This is a genomic window from Halonotius roseus, assembly GCF_006861655.1.
GTDB lineage: Archaea > Halobacteriota > Halobacteria > Halobacteriales > Haloferacaceae > Halonotius > Halonotius roseus.
This window is the reverse complement of the sequence record NZ_SESI01000004.1, coordinates 23,119-39,101: the sequence shown is the minus strand read 5'-3', so window position 1 is coordinate 39,101 and position 15,983 is coordinate 23,119. Positions and strand designations below refer to the sequence as shown.

The following is a 15,983-nucleotide window of genomic DNA, read 5'->3' as shown; positions in this document are numbered from 1 at the left end:
GCGATACTGCGGCTGTCTGTGGCCGGGGCTACTCGCCGTCGCCGGTCGCTCGCGCGACCGCCGCCGACACGACTTCGGGGCTGAGTGCCGACAGTGGAACGGTTTCGGCGTCGGTCGCCTCGGCGATAACGGGCACAAGCCCATCGCGCGCCTCGGCGGCATCAACGATCACGACCTGCGCCCCGCTCTCTGCGAGCCGCCGGGCCGCCGTCCGGGTCGCCGCGGTCGGGCTGCCGTCGGCGACGTTCGCCCGGCCGTCGGTCACGAGCACGACGACACCGAGTCTGGACTCGGCGTCGGCGACGACGCGCCGGGCGGTATCGAGTCCGGCCGGCAGCGGCGTCCGGTCGCCCGTCGGCAACGATTTGAGGTGGCGGGCCGCCAGCGAGACGCTGCGGGTCGGCGGCAACAACACCTCGGCGTCATCGCCGCCGAAGGCGACGAAGGCGACCTCGTCACGCTGCTCGTAGGCGTCCCGCAGGAGTTCGAGGACGACGCCCTTGGCGGCCTCCATCGCGGGCGTCATCGACGCGCTGGCATCGACGGCGAAGACGATGGTTGCGGCCGTCTCGCGCTCTCGAACTGATTGCTGGAGGTCGTCGGCCTCAACGCGCTCGTGGCCGCGGCTCGCGGCCGTTCGTACAGACGCGGCCGCGTCGATTGAACCTCCCTCGCTGGCGGGCTCAGTACGGACGCGCGTGCCGCGACCGCCGGCTTGCTGGTTTCCCGCGCGCTGGCCTGGTGTGTCGCTCTCGCTGGCGATGTCGGCGTCGGCGACCGCCTCGTCGATATCGGGTGCGGCCGCGTCGCCAACGCTGGCTCGCTGTTGGCCCGGAACGAGCGGCGTGCCGGTTTCTTCGTCCTCAGCCTCGGGTACGGGTTCGTCGGCGTCATCGCCGTCTTCCCCCTGTGGCGCGTCACGCTGACTTTCCTCGCGGTCGCCGTCGCTACCGGTCGGTGTCGGGCCGTCGGTTTCGGACTCATTGTCGCTGTCGCTGTCACCGCCATCCGATTTCTCAGACCCGTCCGATTCGCTGGGATCGTCGCCCTCGCTGGCGGCCGATTCGTCGGCACCCGCCTCATCGCCTTCGTCGTCCGCTTGCTCCCCCTCGTCAGCATCGCCACTCTCGTCGCTGGCGTCGTCGCCAGCGTCGTTGTCACCGCCGTTCTCATCGTCGGCGTCATCGAAGTGATCCTCCAGCAAGTCTTCTGGATCAGGTGGCTCCTCGAAGGGCTGGCTTTGGAGGCGATGCGGCAGGGTGTAGCGGGCGGCCTCCTGTACGTCGGATTCGATGACTTTCGGCCGGCCGTCCAGCGCGGCCACAGCGATAGCCGCCCGCGCCGTGGCGATATCGGCTCGGTGGCCGTCAACTTCGGCGTCGGTACAGAGTTCGGCGATAGATTTCTTGAACTCGGCCGGCAGCGACACGGAGTCGATTGACTTGCGGGCGACCCGCAACGATTCGCGCAAATCGGCAACCTCATCGCCGTATTCCGTGGCAACGTTTTCGTCGTCGCCCTCAGCGAGCGCGCGGTCGATGATGTCAACGCGGTCGTCGAGATCCTGACAGCCCGTCACCGTTGCCTGGAGATCGAAGCGGTCGCGGAGCTGTGGCCGGAGGTCGCCCTCCTCGGGGTTCATCGTCCCGATCAGCGTGAATTCGGCGGGATGGGAGACGCTGATGCCGTCGCGTTCGACCGTGTTGAGGCCGCTGGCGGCGGCATCGAGCAGCACATCAACGAGGTGGTCGTCGAGCAGATTGATTTCGTCGACGTAGAGAATCCCGCGGTTGGCTGCTGCGAGCAGGCCGGGGTCGAACTCGGCGTCGCCGGCCATCGCGTCTTCGACCGAGAGCGTGCCGACGACGCGGTCGCGGGTCGCTCCCAGCGGAAGCGTGACGAGCGGGACTTGCCGCGTTTCGACCGGGAGGTCGTTGGGATCGCGGCCGCGACACTCCTCGCACTGGCTGGCTGGATCGTCGGGATCACAGCCGTACAGACAGTCGGCGACAGCCTGCTGTTCGGGGAGGAGATCGACGAGCGCGCGCACGGCGGTCGATTTCGCGGTGCCCTTCTCGCCGGTGATGACCGCGCCGCTGAGGTCGTCGTGGGCCGCAGCGAGCAACAGCACCCGTTTGAGGTCGTCTTGGCCGACGATAGCGGGGAAGGGCACTGACGACAGTTTTTTGCTCGCTGGGTCTGCAACCATACTTGCGCTACTACAACGCTGTTTTATAAAGATGACACGGATTGGCCTCTATACGGCAACGGAAAACGAACTCGGCTCCGTCCAGCGGGCGGCGGGCCGACTCGATGGTATCGATCTCGTCGTCCGCTCGGAGAGCGACCTTGAGGAGCAGACGGACGTGGAGGCGTTCGTCGATGACTGCGAAGACGCGGCGGCGGTCGTCCTCTGGCTTCACGGCGGCGAGGACAGCATGCCGGGCTACGAGTACGCCGTCGACCGCCTGCGCGAGATGGGTGTTCCACTGATCGTCAAAGCGACCGGCGACGCCTTCGCCTTCGAGGACACCTCCGTCGCCGACGCCGACCGCGACCGGATCTACGAGTATCTCGAACGCGGCGGGACGATCAACGTCGAAAACTGCTGTCGGTTCCTCGCAAGCGAGTACGGCGGCGTCGAGACCGAGTACGACGACCCCACGGAACTCCCGACCGAAGGTGTCTATCATCCCGATCATCCCGGCATCGAATATGACGCCCTCCGCGAGACCTTCGATCCCGAGAAGCCAACGGTTGCCATCTGGTTTTACGAATCTCATTGGACACACGAGAACACCCGCTACGTCGACGCCCAAGTCCGCGCGCTCGAATCGCAGGGCGCGAACGCCCTCCCGATCTTCTGTAACCCTGCCGCCGACGAGGAAGGCCAAGAAAACGCCGAGTGGGTCACCGACACCTGGCTGCTTGAGGACGGCGAACCGGTCGTCGATGCCATCCTCTCCTCGTTCATGTTCTCGCTGTCGATGGATGAACGCGGTCGCTCGGCCAGCGACGAGGGTGATTCGGCCGAGGACGTGTTCCTCGACCGCCTCGGCGTCCCCGTCCTCCAGACGATCACGACGATGCGCTCCCGCTCACGGTACGAGGCCAGCGACACCGGCGTGATGGGGTTCGAACTCGCCCTCTCGGTCGCCCTCCCCGAGTTCGACGGCAACGTCATCACGCATCCGATCTCCGGCAAGGAGCGCATGGACGACGCCGCCGACATCGGCAGCGCGCCGAAACATCACTTCCCAATTGAGGATCGCGTCGACCACGCCGCCCGGCTGGCAGTCAACTGGGCGCAACTCCGCCATCTCGACAACCAGGAAAAGAACGTTGCCGTCGTCCTGCACAACTACCCGCCGAGCGACGACGGCATCGGGACAGCCTTCGGGCTCGACTCCCCCGAGAGCACGATCAACCTCCTTGAGGAGCTCGACGCTCGCGGCTACGACCTCGGCAACGATCAGCCAGTGTCGGGCCAGCAACTCATCGACACGCTCACCAGCCAACTCACCCTCGACAACCGCTGGGTCGCACCCGAGGACGTGCGCGACCGCTCGGTTGATGTCGTTGCGACCGACCAGTACCGCGAGTGGTTCGCCGACGCCGACGAGCGATTTCAGGAAAACATCACCGAGGAGTGGGGCGACCCACCCGACCGCCCGTTTGCGATTCCCGGCGCGGAGTTCGGGAACGTGCTCGTCACCGTCCAGCCGCCGCGCGGATTCGGGATGGATCCCGCGAAAGTCTATCACGATTCGGATCTCCAGCCGCCGCACGACTACTACGCCTTCTACGCCTGGCTGCGAAACAGCTTCGAGGCCGACGCCGTCGTCCATCTCGGTACCCACGGCTCCCTGGAGTGGCTGCCCGGCAAGACCGTCGGGCTCAACGGCGCGAGCGCGCCCGACCAACTGCTCGGCGATCTGCCGAACGTCTACCCCTACATCGTCAACAACCCAGGCGAGGGCACCCAGGCGAAGCGTCGCTCCTACGCTGCTATCGTCGACTACCTGACGCCCGTGATGGCCAACGCCGGGACGTACGACGAACTCAGCGAACTCGAAGAGCTCGCCAACGAGTACCGCGAGGCCGGGATGGAAGACGCCCGCAGCGACAGCGGCGAGCAACTGGCCGACCTCATCCGCGAACGCGTTGACGACCTCGATCTCGCGGTCGAACTCGGTACGAGCGGCGCAATCGACGAGCAGATGGAGGTACGTGGCCCCGACGAAGCCGGCTCGACGCTCGCCGAGGGCGACGTTGCTGGCGACGACCTCGCAATCGACGAACTGGTCGAACGAATCCACGAGTACCTGACGGACGTGAAAACGACCCAGATCCGGCTCGGCCTGCATACGATGAGCGAGCCGCCGGCCGACGACCGCCTCGTCGAGTATCTGGTCGCGCTCACCCGCCTCGAAAACGGAGACACGCCGAGCCTGCGCGAAAGCGTTGCCGGCGCGCTCGGCGTCGACTACGACGCGATGCGGAACCGCCCCGGCGAGTACGACGACGCCCTCGGGATGACCTACGCCGAGGCCGCCGACCACGTCCACGAGACCTGTGTCGAGTTGGTCGAAACCCTGGCTAACCACGACTTCGACGTACCGGATTCCGAGCGGGAAGCCGGCCCGGACGACGAAGTCAATATCAATCTGCTCGTCGTCGATATCGACACAGTCGGCGACGGGCGGGCGAACTCCGGCGCGCACAACGACCTGCGGGAGGCCCTCGCGTTCATCTGCGAGGAGGCCGCGCCGCGCGTCCGGGGTGCCGAAGACGAGGTGCCACGCACGGCCGACGCGCTCAACGGCGAGTACGTCCCGCCGGGCGGCTCCGGCGCGCCGACGCGTGGCGGTGTCGACCTGCTGCCGACCGCGCGCAACTTCTACACGCTCGACCCGCGCAAGGTGCCGGCGAAATACGCGTGGCAGGTCGGCAAAAACGTCGCCGAGGGCGTCCTCGACCGCCATCACGACGACACCGGCGAGTACCCCGAGGAGATCGGCGTCGTCGCCTGGGGGACGCCCACGGTGCGAACGAAAGGCGAAACCATCGGCCAGGTGCTGGCGATGATGGGCGTGCGGCCGCTCTGGACGGACGCCGGCCGGATCGACGATGTGGAACCGATTCCGCTCGACGAACTCGGTCGCCCACGGATCGACGTGACGACACGCGTCTCGGGGCTGTTCCGCGATGCGTTCCCCGCCGCAGCCGGTGTCATTCACGACGCCGTCTCCGCCGTCGTCGATCTCGACGAACCCCACGAGATGAACTACATCAAGAAACACGTCGAGGAAGAGGCTGAGGAGCTGGAAGCCGAGGGGCTCGACCCCGACGACGCCAAGAGCGCGGCGACGAACCGCGTCTTTACCACGCGGCCTGGCGGCTACGGCGCGGGCACGAACAAAGCCGTCGACGAGGGCAACTGGGACGACCGCGCGGACTTGGCCGACGTGTACGTCCAGTGGGGCGGCTACGCGATGGGCAAACGCGGTAAGGTCAGCGAGGCCCACGATAGCTTCGAACGCCGGCTGTCCAGCGTCGATGCGACGGTCAAAATCGAGGACACGATGGAACAGGACGAACTCGACTCCTCGGACTGGTACGCGTTCCACGGCGGCTTCATCTCGGCCGTCTCCGAAATCGCCGGCAGCGAACCCGCCTCCTACGTCGGCGACTCATCCGATCCCGAGAACGTGGACGTGTATACCAACGAGGAAAAAGTCCGGAAGGCGATGCGTGCTCGCGTCCTCAATCCAGAGTGGCTCGATTCGATGGAAGAACACGGCTACAAGGGCGCGGGCGACCTCTCGACGACGGTCGATGTCGTTCTCGGCTGGGACGCCACCACCGGTGTCATCAGCGACACGCTCTGGGAGGATGTGGCCGAGAAGTTCGCCTTCGACGACGAGCGACAGGAGTGGATGCGCGACGTGAATCCCTGGGCACTCGAATCGATCACCGACACGCTGCTGGAAGCCATCGACCGCGACCTGTGGGACGCCGACGACGAAACCGCTGACCAGCTCCGTGATATCAACCTCAGCGTGGAGGGCGACCTCGAAGCACGAGCGAGCGAGCCAGCCCCGGAGGCGGCCGATGACTGAATCCAACACAGCCGATGTCGACGAGGAGTACGCCGACCTCGGCGCGACCACGCAGGAGGCGATGGATATCGCCGAGACGAGCATGGATATCGTCCGGCAGTTCGTCCCCGACGAGACGCTGGCTGATCGGTTCCGCCAGAAGGCCGTCCACTCGATGGGTGATATCGAGTTCCAGCACCTGCTGCGGTTCACCGGCACTGACAGCGACGGCAACGCGGACGACGCCGCGCCGATCCGCGCCGGCGCGCGGGCCGTCAACCGCGAGGCGACCATCGTCACCGACATCACCATGTCGAAAGCCGGCGTGACCGGCCGCGGGCACAACTGCGAGAAGCGGAAGGCCATCGGCAACGGCGCGGAACTCGCCAAGGAGACGGGGATGACCCGCACCGCAGCCTCGGTACTCGAACTCGACAAACAGGGCGTCTACGAGGACGCCATCGCCGTCGTCGGCAACGCGCCGACCGCCGCCTTCGCGCTCGCTGACTGCATCGAAAACGGCACCCGGCCCGCCGTCGTCGTCGCCACGCCGGTCGGCTTCGTGAAGGCCGTCGAGAGCCGCGAACGAATACGGGAGGTCGCCGCCGAGTACGACGTGCCGGCGATCACGAACGTCGGCCGCCGTGGCGGCAGCGGCCTGGCGGCCGCGCTGACGAACGAACTGATACACGTCGCCAGCGACGTACGCGACGGCGACCTCGACCTGGAGTCGGAGTCGTGAGCGAGTACGACCTCGATTCGGGGCCCGACCCAGCGACCGTTGCAGCAGCCGCGCCCGAAACACTTGACGGCGATATCGAGCCCGTTCACGCGGTCGGAATCGGCCCTGGAAATCTCGATTACCTCACGCCGCGCGGGCGACAGGCTATCGAAGCCGCGGATGTCGTCGTCGGCTTCGAAACGGTCGTCGAGTTCATCGCCGAGGAGACCGACGCCGACCTGCTGACCTGCGGGTACAAGGACGAACGCGAGGCCCTGACGACGTTCGCCGACCGCGTTGCCAGCGGCGAGCGCGGGACGGCCGTGCTGATGGGCGATCCCAACCACTCCGGCTACCAGTTCGTCGGCAAAGTAGAGGACGTGGTCGACCGGCCGGTTCGCGTGATTCCCGGCATCTCGTCGCTGCAGATCGCGGCGAGTCGCGCCCGCACGCCGATGGAGGACACCGAGTTCGTCACACTGCACAAGAGCGGCGACATCAGCGACGACCTCCAGCGGCTGACCGACGCCGTCGGCGACCGACACCTGCTCGTTCTGCCTCGGCCGTTCGACTGGATGCCCGGTGACATCGCAGCCCACCTGCTCGAAGCGGGTGCTGACCCCACGCTGGACGCGTTGGTGCTCGAAAAGCTCACCCATGACGATGAGTCGATCAGCCGGTTTTCGCTTAGTGAGCTCGCAGATCACGCCGGCGGGTCAGGCGCAGACTCGACGCCGTTTTCGGATCTGTCGGTGCTGGCGGTTCGGCGACCGGTTGGACGACCAAACGACTAAGCGGCGTCAACGACTACGTTGACATACGATGGGTACGGCCAACAAACAGATCCGCGTGAGCGAGGCGGTAAAGCGGGAACTCAACGCTCGACGGCGTGAGGATGAATCGTTCAACGATGTGGTTGAGCGGTTGCTGGACGACGACCGTGACCTGCTCGCTGGCTTCGGAGCATTCGCCGGCACGGATCGTGCCGAGGCGATACGGGCCGTTCACGAACAGGGTCAAGAAAAATCCAACAATCGCATCGCAGCGATGGCCGAGAGCCGAAGCGACGAATGAAGGTGCTCGATGCCACGTTTCTGATCGACTACGGTAATGAAGTGGATGCGGCTGCGAAATACCTCCTTGATCATTCCGACGAGCAGTTCTGCATCCCGGCACCGGTCTACACCGAGTACCTGCTCGGGACAGTCCACAGTAACGCGTCCACTGACATCGATGCTGCACGCGCCGAACTCTCGTGGGCCGATGTCATCGAGACGGACGAGTCGACAGCCGTTCGCGCGGCGGAACTCGGCGACGAGATCGGCCCCGAAGGCCCAGAGTTGACTGCGATTGACGGGCTCGTTGCGGCCGTCGCCGACGAACTGAACGCAACCCTCGTCTCTCGGGACAACGATCTCACCCACGCAGCAGCGAGAGAAGTCCTCGCTGTCGACGACTATCGAGCATAACAATGCGACCAATTCACATCCAATGAACGGCTTCGTCCTTGGCGGCGTGAGTTCCGGTGTCGGCAAGACGGTCGCTACACTCGCCATCATTCGCGCACTCGACGCCGCGGGCTACTCCGTACAGCCGGCGAAAGCCGGCCCGGACTTCATCGACCCGAGCCACCACCAGGCGATTGCGGGCCGCCCCTCTCGCACACTCGACCTGTGGCTCGAAGGCGAGGCTGGCCTCGCTCGCAACTACGCGCGCGGCGAGGGCGATATCTGTGTCGTCGAGGGCGTGATGGGGCTCTACGACGGCGACGGCTCAAGTACTGCGATGGTCGCCGAAGCCCTCGATCTGCCGGTCGTACTCGTCGTCGACGCCAAGGCCGGCATGGAGAGCGTCGCCGCCGCGGCCTACGGCTTCCGGGAGTATGCGGCGACTATCGACCGCGAGATCGATGTTGCTGGCGTGGTCGCCCAGCGCGCCCACGGCGGTCGCCATGAACAGGGCATCCGAGACGCGCTGCCCGACGAACTCGATTACTTCGGGCGGATTCCACCGTCCGGCGATCTCGAAATCCCGGATCGCCACCTCGGTCTGGAAATGGGCGATGAAGCCGCGCTGCCGCACGATGCACTCGACGAGGCGGCCGACCATCTTGAAACCGAGCGATTGGTCGATGTGGCGCGCGAACCCACTATCGACGCCGAACCGGCCGCAGCCGAGCCGACGGACGCGACCGTCGCGGTCGCCAGCGACGCCGCCTTCTGTTTCCAGTATCCGGCGACCATCGAACGACTCCGCGAGCGGGCGACCGTCCGGACGTTCTCGCCGGTCGCCGGCGACCCGGTGCCCGACTGCGACGGCGTCTATCTGCCAGGCGGCTACCCCGAACTCCATGCGGCGGAACTGGCGTCGTCATCGACGCTTGACGACCTCGCCGACCGCGCCAGCGAGGGCCTGCCGATCTTCGGCGAGTGCGGCGGCCTGATGTCGATGAGCCAGTCGCTAACGACGACCGATGGCGAGAGCCACGCGATGGCCGGGATTCTCCCGGCCGACGTGACCATGCGCGACCGGTATCAGGCACTCGATCACGTCGAACTCGACGCGACGACGGGGACGCTGACGGCTGACCGCGGCGCGACACTTCGCGGCCACGAGTTTCACTACTCGGAGGCCAGCGTCGACAACGACGCCCGCTTTGCTTTCGACGTTCGGCGCGGCGACGGTATCGACGGCGAGCACGACGGCCTGCTGGCCTACGACTCACTCGGGACGTACGCCCACGTCCACGCCGAGAGCGGTGCATTCGACCGTTTCATCGAGTCGCTGGCTGGGCGTCGATAGCCTGCTCCTTTCGGGTTCGCTGGCTGCCGAATACTCTTATTGCTGGCGGCGAATGGCTACCTGTGCTCCTCCAACTTCCCTCGCAAGCGAACGTCGTCAGCAGCGTCACCGCCGAATTCGTCCGCGACATCATCGCCGTCTTCCCGCGATTGCTGTCGGGAACGGTCTTTCTGGTACTGGTGTACCTCCTCATTCGTTTCATCAAGGCAGTCCTCCGGTCGGCGTTGGGGCGACTGTACGCCGACGAGGAGCAGCTCATCGTCGATCTCGGGGTGACGATGGCGAGTCTCCTGCTGTGGTTCGGCGCGGGGCTGACGCTGCTGAAGATCGTCGGGATGGGCGACGTGGCTGCGAGCCTCGGGACAGCGACTGGGTTCGTCGCCTTGGGTGTCGCCTTCGCGCTCAAGGAGATGCTCGCCGACACGGTGGCCGGCGTCTATCTGCTCCAGGACGCCGATTTCAACGAGGGCGACCGCGTGACGACGGCCTCGGTGACGGGGACGGTCACCGGGATCGACCTGCGGAAAACCCGCATTCGCGGCGACGACGGCGACCTGATCGTCGTCGCCAACCGCGATGTGGAGAAGAAATGGGTGCAGGAAGTCGATTCGGATGGTGAAGTCGAGGAATCAGCGGCGGATGTCGGTGCGTGAGTTCAGGGTTCGAGTCGTTGCTGGTGACAGCAAACAGATGCGCCGTCAGGATGCGCGCCACTTGTGGCCGCACTCGACACAGGTGAACAGCCGAACCTCGTAGGAGCCGCCCGGCTTTGGCATCATCTCGGAAGTGGCCCGGTCGCTGTCGCAATCCTCGGCCGGACAGGACTCTTCGACCGTCTCGCTAGCGTCTTTGGTCGCGTCGGCGACGGCGGGTGCCTCGTCGTCGACCTGTCCGTCCTGGGTCGTCATCGCCGCTTCGGCGTCGGCGTCTCGTGGCTCCTCGTTCTCACAGGAGCGACAGACCCAGGTGTCGCCCGCCGTGTGCATCAGCGAGCCACACTCATCACAGAATTGCATACACCGTCGAAATACACGAGTGTCGGATATATGTGTTACCGATCCGTCGGCTGCTCAGTATTCGAGTGTGAGCACACGTGAACATGTGGCGCAACATGTATTTTGCGTGAGCCGCTATTTCGGCGTATGGCAGCCGACGAGGCCTTCGACGACGATGATCTGAAAGCCCCGATGGGTGGCGATAGCCTCTATTCGCACGATCTCGCCGGCAACGAGGACGATCCGACATTCGCGGAAGACGCCTGAATCGCGGTCGCCGTCGTCGATTCGAACATTCTCATCGACTACAAGGACACGACCTGGGCGACGCGCCACGAACTATTCGAGTTCTGACGAGCGTATTTCAACGACGTACTGAACAAAAGTATACGGAGTAAGGCGGCTATTCGTCGCTCTCGTCAGCGAGGGCTTCGTACAGTTCGGCGTTTTCCTCGATATCTTTGTCTATTTGCCGCTGTGCCTCGTCATTCATAGCTATCGCAAAGAAGGGATTGTCTCGTAATAAGCTACAGTGGTATTGAATTACGCTCTGGGATAGATTTGGCAATCAATTTTTCACTGTGAATCCTATGTTTTCAATTACAATGATTCGTGATCCAGTCGAAAATCCACCACACGAAGAAATTCAAAGGGCTAGAAAACTGTTTCTAGAATCGACATCTGAACTGCTGGGGTTGTTCGTCTTGGTGGTTGCTCTTTACCCAGGCCAGTTCCGCAGTATCCCATATCTGAAAGAAACCGTCCTACTTCTCTATATTAGCATTTGGATGATAAAGAATCGTTTTGGTGGTCGTTGGTGGTGCAGTATCTATAGAAAGTATAAGATTTTGAGATATAGAAAACTGCCAAACACTGTTCGTATGAATTAATCTCTATTTTTCGCAACATTACGATACACTTTCCGTTTTCCGTATGATGCTCCAAGAGTCCATGCGATACTTATCCCAAGTATCGCTGGTATCATTACAATCAATTCGGGGCCTAACGGTAGAGTCGTCAGTAATAGACCTAATAGAGCAGGAATAAGGAATGCGATAAGTAGACTTGTGAATTGTTTAGCCAGTAATCCGTCTATTACATCTCCTGCTGTTCCCATACTCGAACATTCTTACACTCTGGAATCAATCTTGTGCTGATTAATTTGACTTCGATATCGTATACAAGCGAACTTTCGCTACCCCAAGCAAAATTGTTTTATCGATCCGGTTTGAGAGACGTGATGATGCCCATCGCACTGCCACACGACGCCAAAGCGGGGCCGACCAAGTCGGAAGTACGGTCGGTGCTGCTCGGCAAACTCGACCTCGGCCCGGACGACCTCTTCGCGGAGGTCGGCTCCTGTACCGGCGCGGTCACCATCGAGGCCGCCCGACGGGCCGGCCGCGTGACCGCCCTCGAACGCAAGGCCGACCGCCTAGACGTGACCGAGCAAAACCTCGCGGCCAACGAGGAGACGGTCACCGCCGACGTCGAGTTGCGGAACGCCGAAGCACCCGAGGGGCTGCCCGACGACGCCGACGCCCTCTTTCTCGGCGGCAGCCGGAACTTCGAAGCCGTGCTCGACCACGCCGTCGACACCGAAATCGACCGGATCGTGATGAACGTCTCACGGCTGGAGGTCGCCGGCCGCGCGACCGAAGCGTTCCGCGAGCGCGACATCTTGGAGGAAGTCGTCCAGTTCCAGGTCAGCCACGGCTACGAACTCGCCGGCGCGACGAGCTTCAATTCCGACAACCCGGTCTACATGCTGGTCGGCAGTGCAAGCGACGACGAGGGCGACGGCGACAGCGACGCTGACGACGGCGAACGAGCGGAGGCGACACAGTGACGCTCTACGGTATCGGCCTCGGCCCCGGACAGGCCGATCTGGTGACAGTGCGCGGCAAGGAGGTACTGGAGTCGGTTGACGTGGTCTATTCGCCAGGCCGCCTCTCGCGGACGGTCGCGCTGAACCACGTCGAGGAGTCGAAGATCGGCGATCTCGACTTCCCGATGACCCGCGACGAGGAGAAGCTACGGGCGGCGTGGAAAACGGCCGCCGCAGAGATCGCGCCGCAGGCCCGCGATGGCGACGCCGCCTTCGTCACGCTCGGCGACCCGAACGTCTACTCGACGTTCGGGCACCTGCGACGGACGCTTGACGCGTTCCACCCCGATGTGGACGTCGAGATCGTGCCTGGCGTCAGCGCGATGACGGCGTTTGCGACCGCGCTGGACGTCGAAATCGAGGCCGGCGCGGGCCTCGCGCTGCGGGAGGCCGCCAACGGCCACGCGCCGACCGGCCCCGACCGGATGATCCTCTTCAAAGTCACCGACGCGCCGGCGACCCACGAAGGTCTCATCGACGCCGGCTACGACGTGACCTACGGCCGCCGGCTCTACATGGAGCAAGGCGAGACGGTCATTACCGACGAGCCCAGCGAGATCGACGAGCGCGACTACTACACCCTCGCCTACGCGGTGAAACGCGATCTGGACATCGAACCGGCGACCGCGCAGTTCGACGCCAGCGACGAGTCGGCGACCGACGCCAGCGAGGAGGGGGAAGCATGAGCGACGAAACCGACCCCCAATCCGCCATCGACGCCCAAGGCGAGCAGCGACGCGCCGAACTCGACGACCGGATCTTCGAGCACAACGCTGGCGACGAGCAGGAGGGTATCCCCTTCGTCGGTGCTGGCCCTGGCGACCCACGCCTGCTGACCGTCGCCGGCAAGGAACTGCTGGAAGAGGCCGACCTCGTCGTCCACGCCGGCTCGCTGGTCAACAGCGAACTCCTTGAGGAGTACTGCGACCACGCCGAGACGGTTTCATCCATCGGCAAGGATCTCGAAGAGCTGATCCCGCTCATGCGGGACGCCCACGAGGACGGCGACAACGTCGTCCGGCTCCACAGCGGCGATCCCGCGATCTACGGCGCGGCGCTCGAACAGATGGACGCCCTCGAACACGAAGGCGTCCCCACCTACTTCGTCCCGGGCGTCACCTCAGCCTTCGCAGCGAGCGCGACCCTCCGAACCCAACTCACGCTCAACGAGGTCTCGAACCACGTCGCCTTCACCCGCCCGCAGGGCAAGACGCTGACCGAGGAGGACGATCACATCGGCGAATTCGTCGAGATGGGCGACGTGACGACCTGTATCTACCTCGGTACCCACGCCGTCGCCGACACGATGGATCGGCTCATCGACGACGGCCACGACCCCGAGATTCCGGTCGCGGTCGTCTACCACGCCTCCTGGCCCGACGAGGACGTGATCGTTGGCACCATCGGCACGATTGGCGAGAAGATCGAGGAGGCCGGCTACCGCGCCTCGGCGATGGTGATCATCGGCGACGCCGTGACCGGCGCGGGCTACGAGCGTTCCTACCTGTACGATGGGTGGGCGGATCGCGGCCCCGATGATGATGCTGACGACGATAGCAGTGAGACGGCGGATAGCGAACAGACCGATCCAGCGGAGACAACCCAATGAGCACGGACAACGAATCTACGACGGCGAACAGCGACACGAGCGACGACTCCGACAGCGGCGGCCACTGTAGCACGCCCGACAGCGACGGGGAGGTCGCCGAGGAGATCGCTATCATCTCCTTCGGCCGGAAGATGGATACGGCCGAAGAGATCGAGAGCGAACTCGCCGACCGCTACGAGCAGATAGATATCATCGAGTACCACGGCGAGGTCTTCGACGAGCACTGGGGCGAGTACGACTGCTTCATCGGCCTGATGGCCAGCGGCATCGCCATGCGGAAAACCGCCCACCTGCTCGACGACAAGTGGGACGATCCCGCCATCTGTGTCGTCGACGAGGAACTCACCTGGGCGATCCCGATCACTGGCGGGCACCACGGCGCGAACCAGGTTGCCCAAGACCTCGCCACGATGGGCGCGATTCCGGCGATGACGACAGCCTCGGAAGCGGCCGGCAAGCAAGGCGTCGAGGCCCGCGCGAAGGCGATGGACACCCATGTCGTCAACGGCCGCTCGACGATCCAGACCAACCTCGCCGTGCTGGACGACGAACTCGGCCCAGTCGCCCGCCTCGACGGCCCGCAGGCCGTGCTGGTCGGCGACGACGTGACCGTCCTCAAGCGGAACAAAGACGACGGCGTCGTCCTCGGAACCGGCAGCGTCTCCGGCGCGGCAGCCGATTCCTTCATCGCGGCCTGGGAGACCGCCCTCGACGAAACCGAGTACGAGATGGACGACGTGGAGTTCGTCGCCACGGCGACGCGAAAAGAAAACGAGGAGGGACTGCTGGAGGCCGCCGAGGAACTCGATCTCGGCGTCGTCGCCTTCGACAAAGAGACGCTGTTGGAGCACGAGGGCCCGAGTCCATCGAAATCCAAGGAATTGATCGGTTGGCCTGGCATCTCGGAGGCCTCAGCCATCGCCGGCGGCAGCGACCAAGAACTCCTGCTCGAAAAGCAGAGTTATCAGAACGAGGTGACGGTGGCGATAGGACGATGAGCAGCGAATCAGCGAGTGCGGCAGCGGCCGAACGCCCGGACGACCTCGGAACCCTCTCTGTCGTCGGGATCGGCCCCGGACTACCGGCCGACATGACCAAGCGCGCCAAGGAGGTCATCGAGACGGCCGACTGCGTGATCGCCTCCGACCTCTATCAGGCGTTTTTGCGGGAGGACGGCACGCTGCCGCCCGCCGACCAGGTCGACGACGAGGGGCGTGTCACCCGCGAGAACGGCCACGAACAGGAGATCATCCGCTCGACGATGGGCCGCCAGATCGAACTTGCCAAGGTCGCCTTCGAGCGCGTTCGCGCCGGCGACGACGTGGCCCACGTCTCGGGTGGCGACCCCTCCGTGTACGGCAAATCCGACCTGATATTCAAAATGGCCGAGGAGGAAGACGCGACCGACATCCCAATCGAGATCGTCCCCGGCGTCACCGCCGCGCTCGGCGGCGGGGCGATGGTCGGCGCGCCGCTGTGCAACGATTTCTGTACCATCTCGCTGTCGGACAAGTGGCGCGGGTGGGAGGAAATCGAGGAGAAACTACGCGCCGCAGCCATCAGCGATTTCGTCATCGTCCTCTACAACTGCTGGCGCAACTACGAGAAGGCCGTCGACATCGTCCGCGAGGAACGGACTGACGACGCCTTGGTGGCGATCGTCAACGACGCCGGCCGCGCCGACGCCGGCCGCAACGGCGAGAGCCACGTCATCACGACGCTCGGCGAAGCGACCGCCCACGACGACAAGGTGTCGGGGATGGGCACCTCGCTGATCATCGGCAACCACGAGACGGAGACGTGGGACAACGACTACCGGACGTTCCTTGTCACCCCGCGCGGCGGGCGTGACGTGGAGGATTTCTGA

14 protein-coding genes are annotated in these 15,983 nt (G+C 64.5%); 12 read left to right on the top strand and 2 right to left on the bottom strand.

Annotated elements, in window-relative coordinates; translation table 11 throughout:
* Positions 1-28: 28 nt before the first annotated feature.
* The gene (locus EWF95_RS12200; protein ID WP_142444368.1) at positions 29-2,209 is read right to left on the bottom strand and encodes a VWA domain-containing protein; all 2,181 of its coding nucleotides are present in this window, start codon (positions 2,207-2,209) and stop codon (positions 29-31) included.
* A gap of 31 nt (positions 2,210-2,240) precedes the next feature.
* Between EWF95_RS12200 and cobN the strand changes: the two genes are divergently transcribed.
* The 7 genes from cobN (at position 2,241) to EWF95_RS12165 (ending at position 10,277) form a co-directional block, all read left to right on the top strand.
* The gene (gene cobN, locus EWF95_RS12195) at positions 2,241-6,122 is read left to right on the top strand and encodes a cobaltochelatase subunit CobN (RefSeq protein WP_142444367.1); all 3,882 of its coding nucleotides are present in this window, start codon (positions 2,241-2,243) and stop codon (positions 6,120-6,122) included.
* A complete protein-coding gene (locus EWF95_RS12190; RefSeq protein WP_142444366.1) occupies positions 6,115-6,843 on the top strand; it encodes a precorrin-8X methylmutase in 729 nt (242 codons plus the stop codon). Before cobN ends, EWF95_RS12190 begins: the two co-directional genes overlap by 8 nt.
* Complete coding sequence (locus tag EWF95_RS12185; RefSeq protein ID WP_142444365.1) at positions 6,840-7,616, top strand: cobalt-precorrin-7 (C(5))-methyltransferase; 777 nt, start codon at positions 6,840-6,842, stop codon at positions 7,614-7,616. Before EWF95_RS12190 ends, EWF95_RS12185 begins: the two co-directional genes overlap by 4 nt.
* A 28-nt stretch (positions 7,617-7,644) precedes the next feature.
* Entirely contained in the window at positions 7,645-7,896 is a 252-nt protein-coding gene (locus EWF95_RS12180; RefSeq protein ID WP_142444364.1) for an antitoxin VapB family protein, read from the top strand.
* Positions 7,893-8,291 (top strand): PIN domain-containing protein, encoded by a 399-nt coding sequence (locus EWF95_RS12175; RefSeq protein WP_142444363.1) that lies wholly within the window; start codon positions 7,893-7,895, stop codon positions 8,289-8,291. The genes EWF95_RS12180 and EWF95_RS12175 overlap by 4 nt, the downstream gene beginning before the upstream one ends.
* A gap of 22 nt (positions 8,292-8,313) precedes the next feature.
* Complete coding sequence (locus EWF95_RS12170) at positions 8,314-9,624, top strand: cobyrinic acid a,c-diamide synthase (protein WP_142444362.1); 1,311 nt, start codon at positions 8,314-8,316, stop codon at positions 9,622-9,624.
* 62 nt (positions 9,625-9,686) lie between these two features.
* Complete coding sequence (locus tag EWF95_RS12165; protein WP_142444361.1) at positions 9,687-10,277, top strand: mechanosensitive ion channel family protein; 591 nt, start codon at positions 9,687-9,689, stop codon at positions 10,275-10,277.
* 45 nt (positions 10,278-10,322) lie between these two features.
* On the opposite strand, the gene EWF95_RS12160 is transcribed toward EWF95_RS12165, so the two are convergent.
* Complete coding sequence (locus tag EWF95_RS12160) at positions 10,323-10,640, bottom strand: RPA12/RPB9/RPC11 RNA polymerase family protein (protein ID WP_142444360.1); 318 nt, start codon at positions 10,638-10,640, stop codon at positions 10,323-10,325.
* A 1,219-nt stretch (positions 10,641-11,859) separates the two neighbouring features.
* Here EWF95_RS12160 and cbiT point away from each other — a divergent pair.
* The 5 genes from cbiT to EWF95_RS12135 are packed head-to-tail and all read left to right on the top strand — an operon-like array spanning position 11,860 to position 15,983.
* Positions 11,860-12,468, top strand: a complete 609-nt coding sequence (gene cbiT / locus EWF95_RS12155) for a precorrin-6Y C5,15-methyltransferase (decarboxylating) subunit CbiT (RefSeq protein ID WP_142444359.1) — start codon at positions 11,860-11,862, stop codon at positions 12,466-12,468.
* Positions 12,465-13,193 (top strand): cobalt-factor II C(20)-methyltransferase, encoded by a 729-nt coding sequence (locus EWF95_RS12150; protein ID WP_142444358.1) that lies wholly within the window; start codon positions 12,465-12,467, stop codon positions 13,191-13,193. Before cbiT ends, EWF95_RS12150 begins: the two co-directional genes overlap by 4 nt.
* A complete protein-coding gene (locus tag EWF95_RS12145) occupies positions 13,190-14,116 on the top strand; it encodes a cobalt-precorrin-4/precorrin-4 C(11)-methyltransferase (protein WP_142444357.1) in 927 nt (308 codons plus the stop codon). Before EWF95_RS12150 ends, EWF95_RS12145 begins: the two co-directional genes overlap by 4 nt.
* Entirely contained in the window at positions 14,113-15,114 is a 1,002-nt protein-coding gene (cbiG, locus tag EWF95_RS12140) for a cobalt-precorrin 5A hydrolase (protein WP_142444356.1), read from the top strand. The genes EWF95_RS12145 and cbiG overlap by 4 nt, the downstream gene beginning before the upstream one ends.
* Positions 15,111-15,983 (top strand): precorrin-3B C(17)-methyltransferase, encoded by an 873-nt coding sequence (locus EWF95_RS12135; protein WP_142444355.1) that lies wholly within the window; start codon positions 15,111-15,113, stop codon positions 15,981-15,983. The genes cbiG and EWF95_RS12135 overlap by 4 nt, the downstream gene beginning before the upstream one ends.

Coding starts and splice junctions, on each gene's coding strand:
- EWF95_RS12190 (WP_142444366.1), top strand. CDS start 6,115: ATGACTGAATCCAACACAGCCGATGTCGACGAGGAGTACGCCGACCTC.
- cobN (WP_142444367.1), top strand. CDS start 2,241: ATGACACGGATTGGCCTCTATACGGCAACGGAAAACGAACTCGGCTCC.
- EWF95_RS12170 (WP_142444362.1), top strand. CDS start 8,314: ATGAACGGCTTCGTCCTTGGCGGCGTGAGTTCCGGTGTCGGCAAGACG.
- EWF95_RS12135 (WP_142444355.1), top strand. CDS start 15,111: ATGAGCAGCGAATCAGCGAGTGCGGCAGCGGCCGAACGCCCGGACGAC.
- cbiG (WP_142444356.1), top strand. CDS start 14,113: ATGAGCACGGACAACGAATCTACGACGGCGAACAGCGACACGAGCGAC.
- EWF95_RS12200 (WP_142444368.1), bottom strand. CDS start 2,209: ATGGTTGCAGACCCAGCGAGCAAAAAACTGTCGTCAGTGCCCTTCCCC.
- EWF95_RS12180 (WP_142444364.1), top strand. CDS start 7,645: ATGGGTACGGCCAACAAACAGATCCGCGTGAGCGAGGCGGTAAAGCGG.
- EWF95_RS12175 (WP_142444363.1), top strand. CDS start 7,893: ATGAAGGTGCTCGATGCCACGTTTCTGATCGACTACGGTAATGAAGTG.
- EWF95_RS12145 (WP_142444357.1), top strand. CDS start 13,190: ATGAGCGACGAAACCGACCCCCAATCCGCCATCGACGCCCAAGGCGAG.
- cbiT (WP_142444359.1), top strand. CDS start 11,860: ATGATGCCCATCGCACTGCCACACGACGCCAAAGCGGGGCCGACCAAG.
- EWF95_RS12160 (WP_142444360.1), bottom strand. CDS start 10,640: ATGCAATTCTGTGATGAGTGTGGCTCGCTGATGCACACGGCGGGCGAC.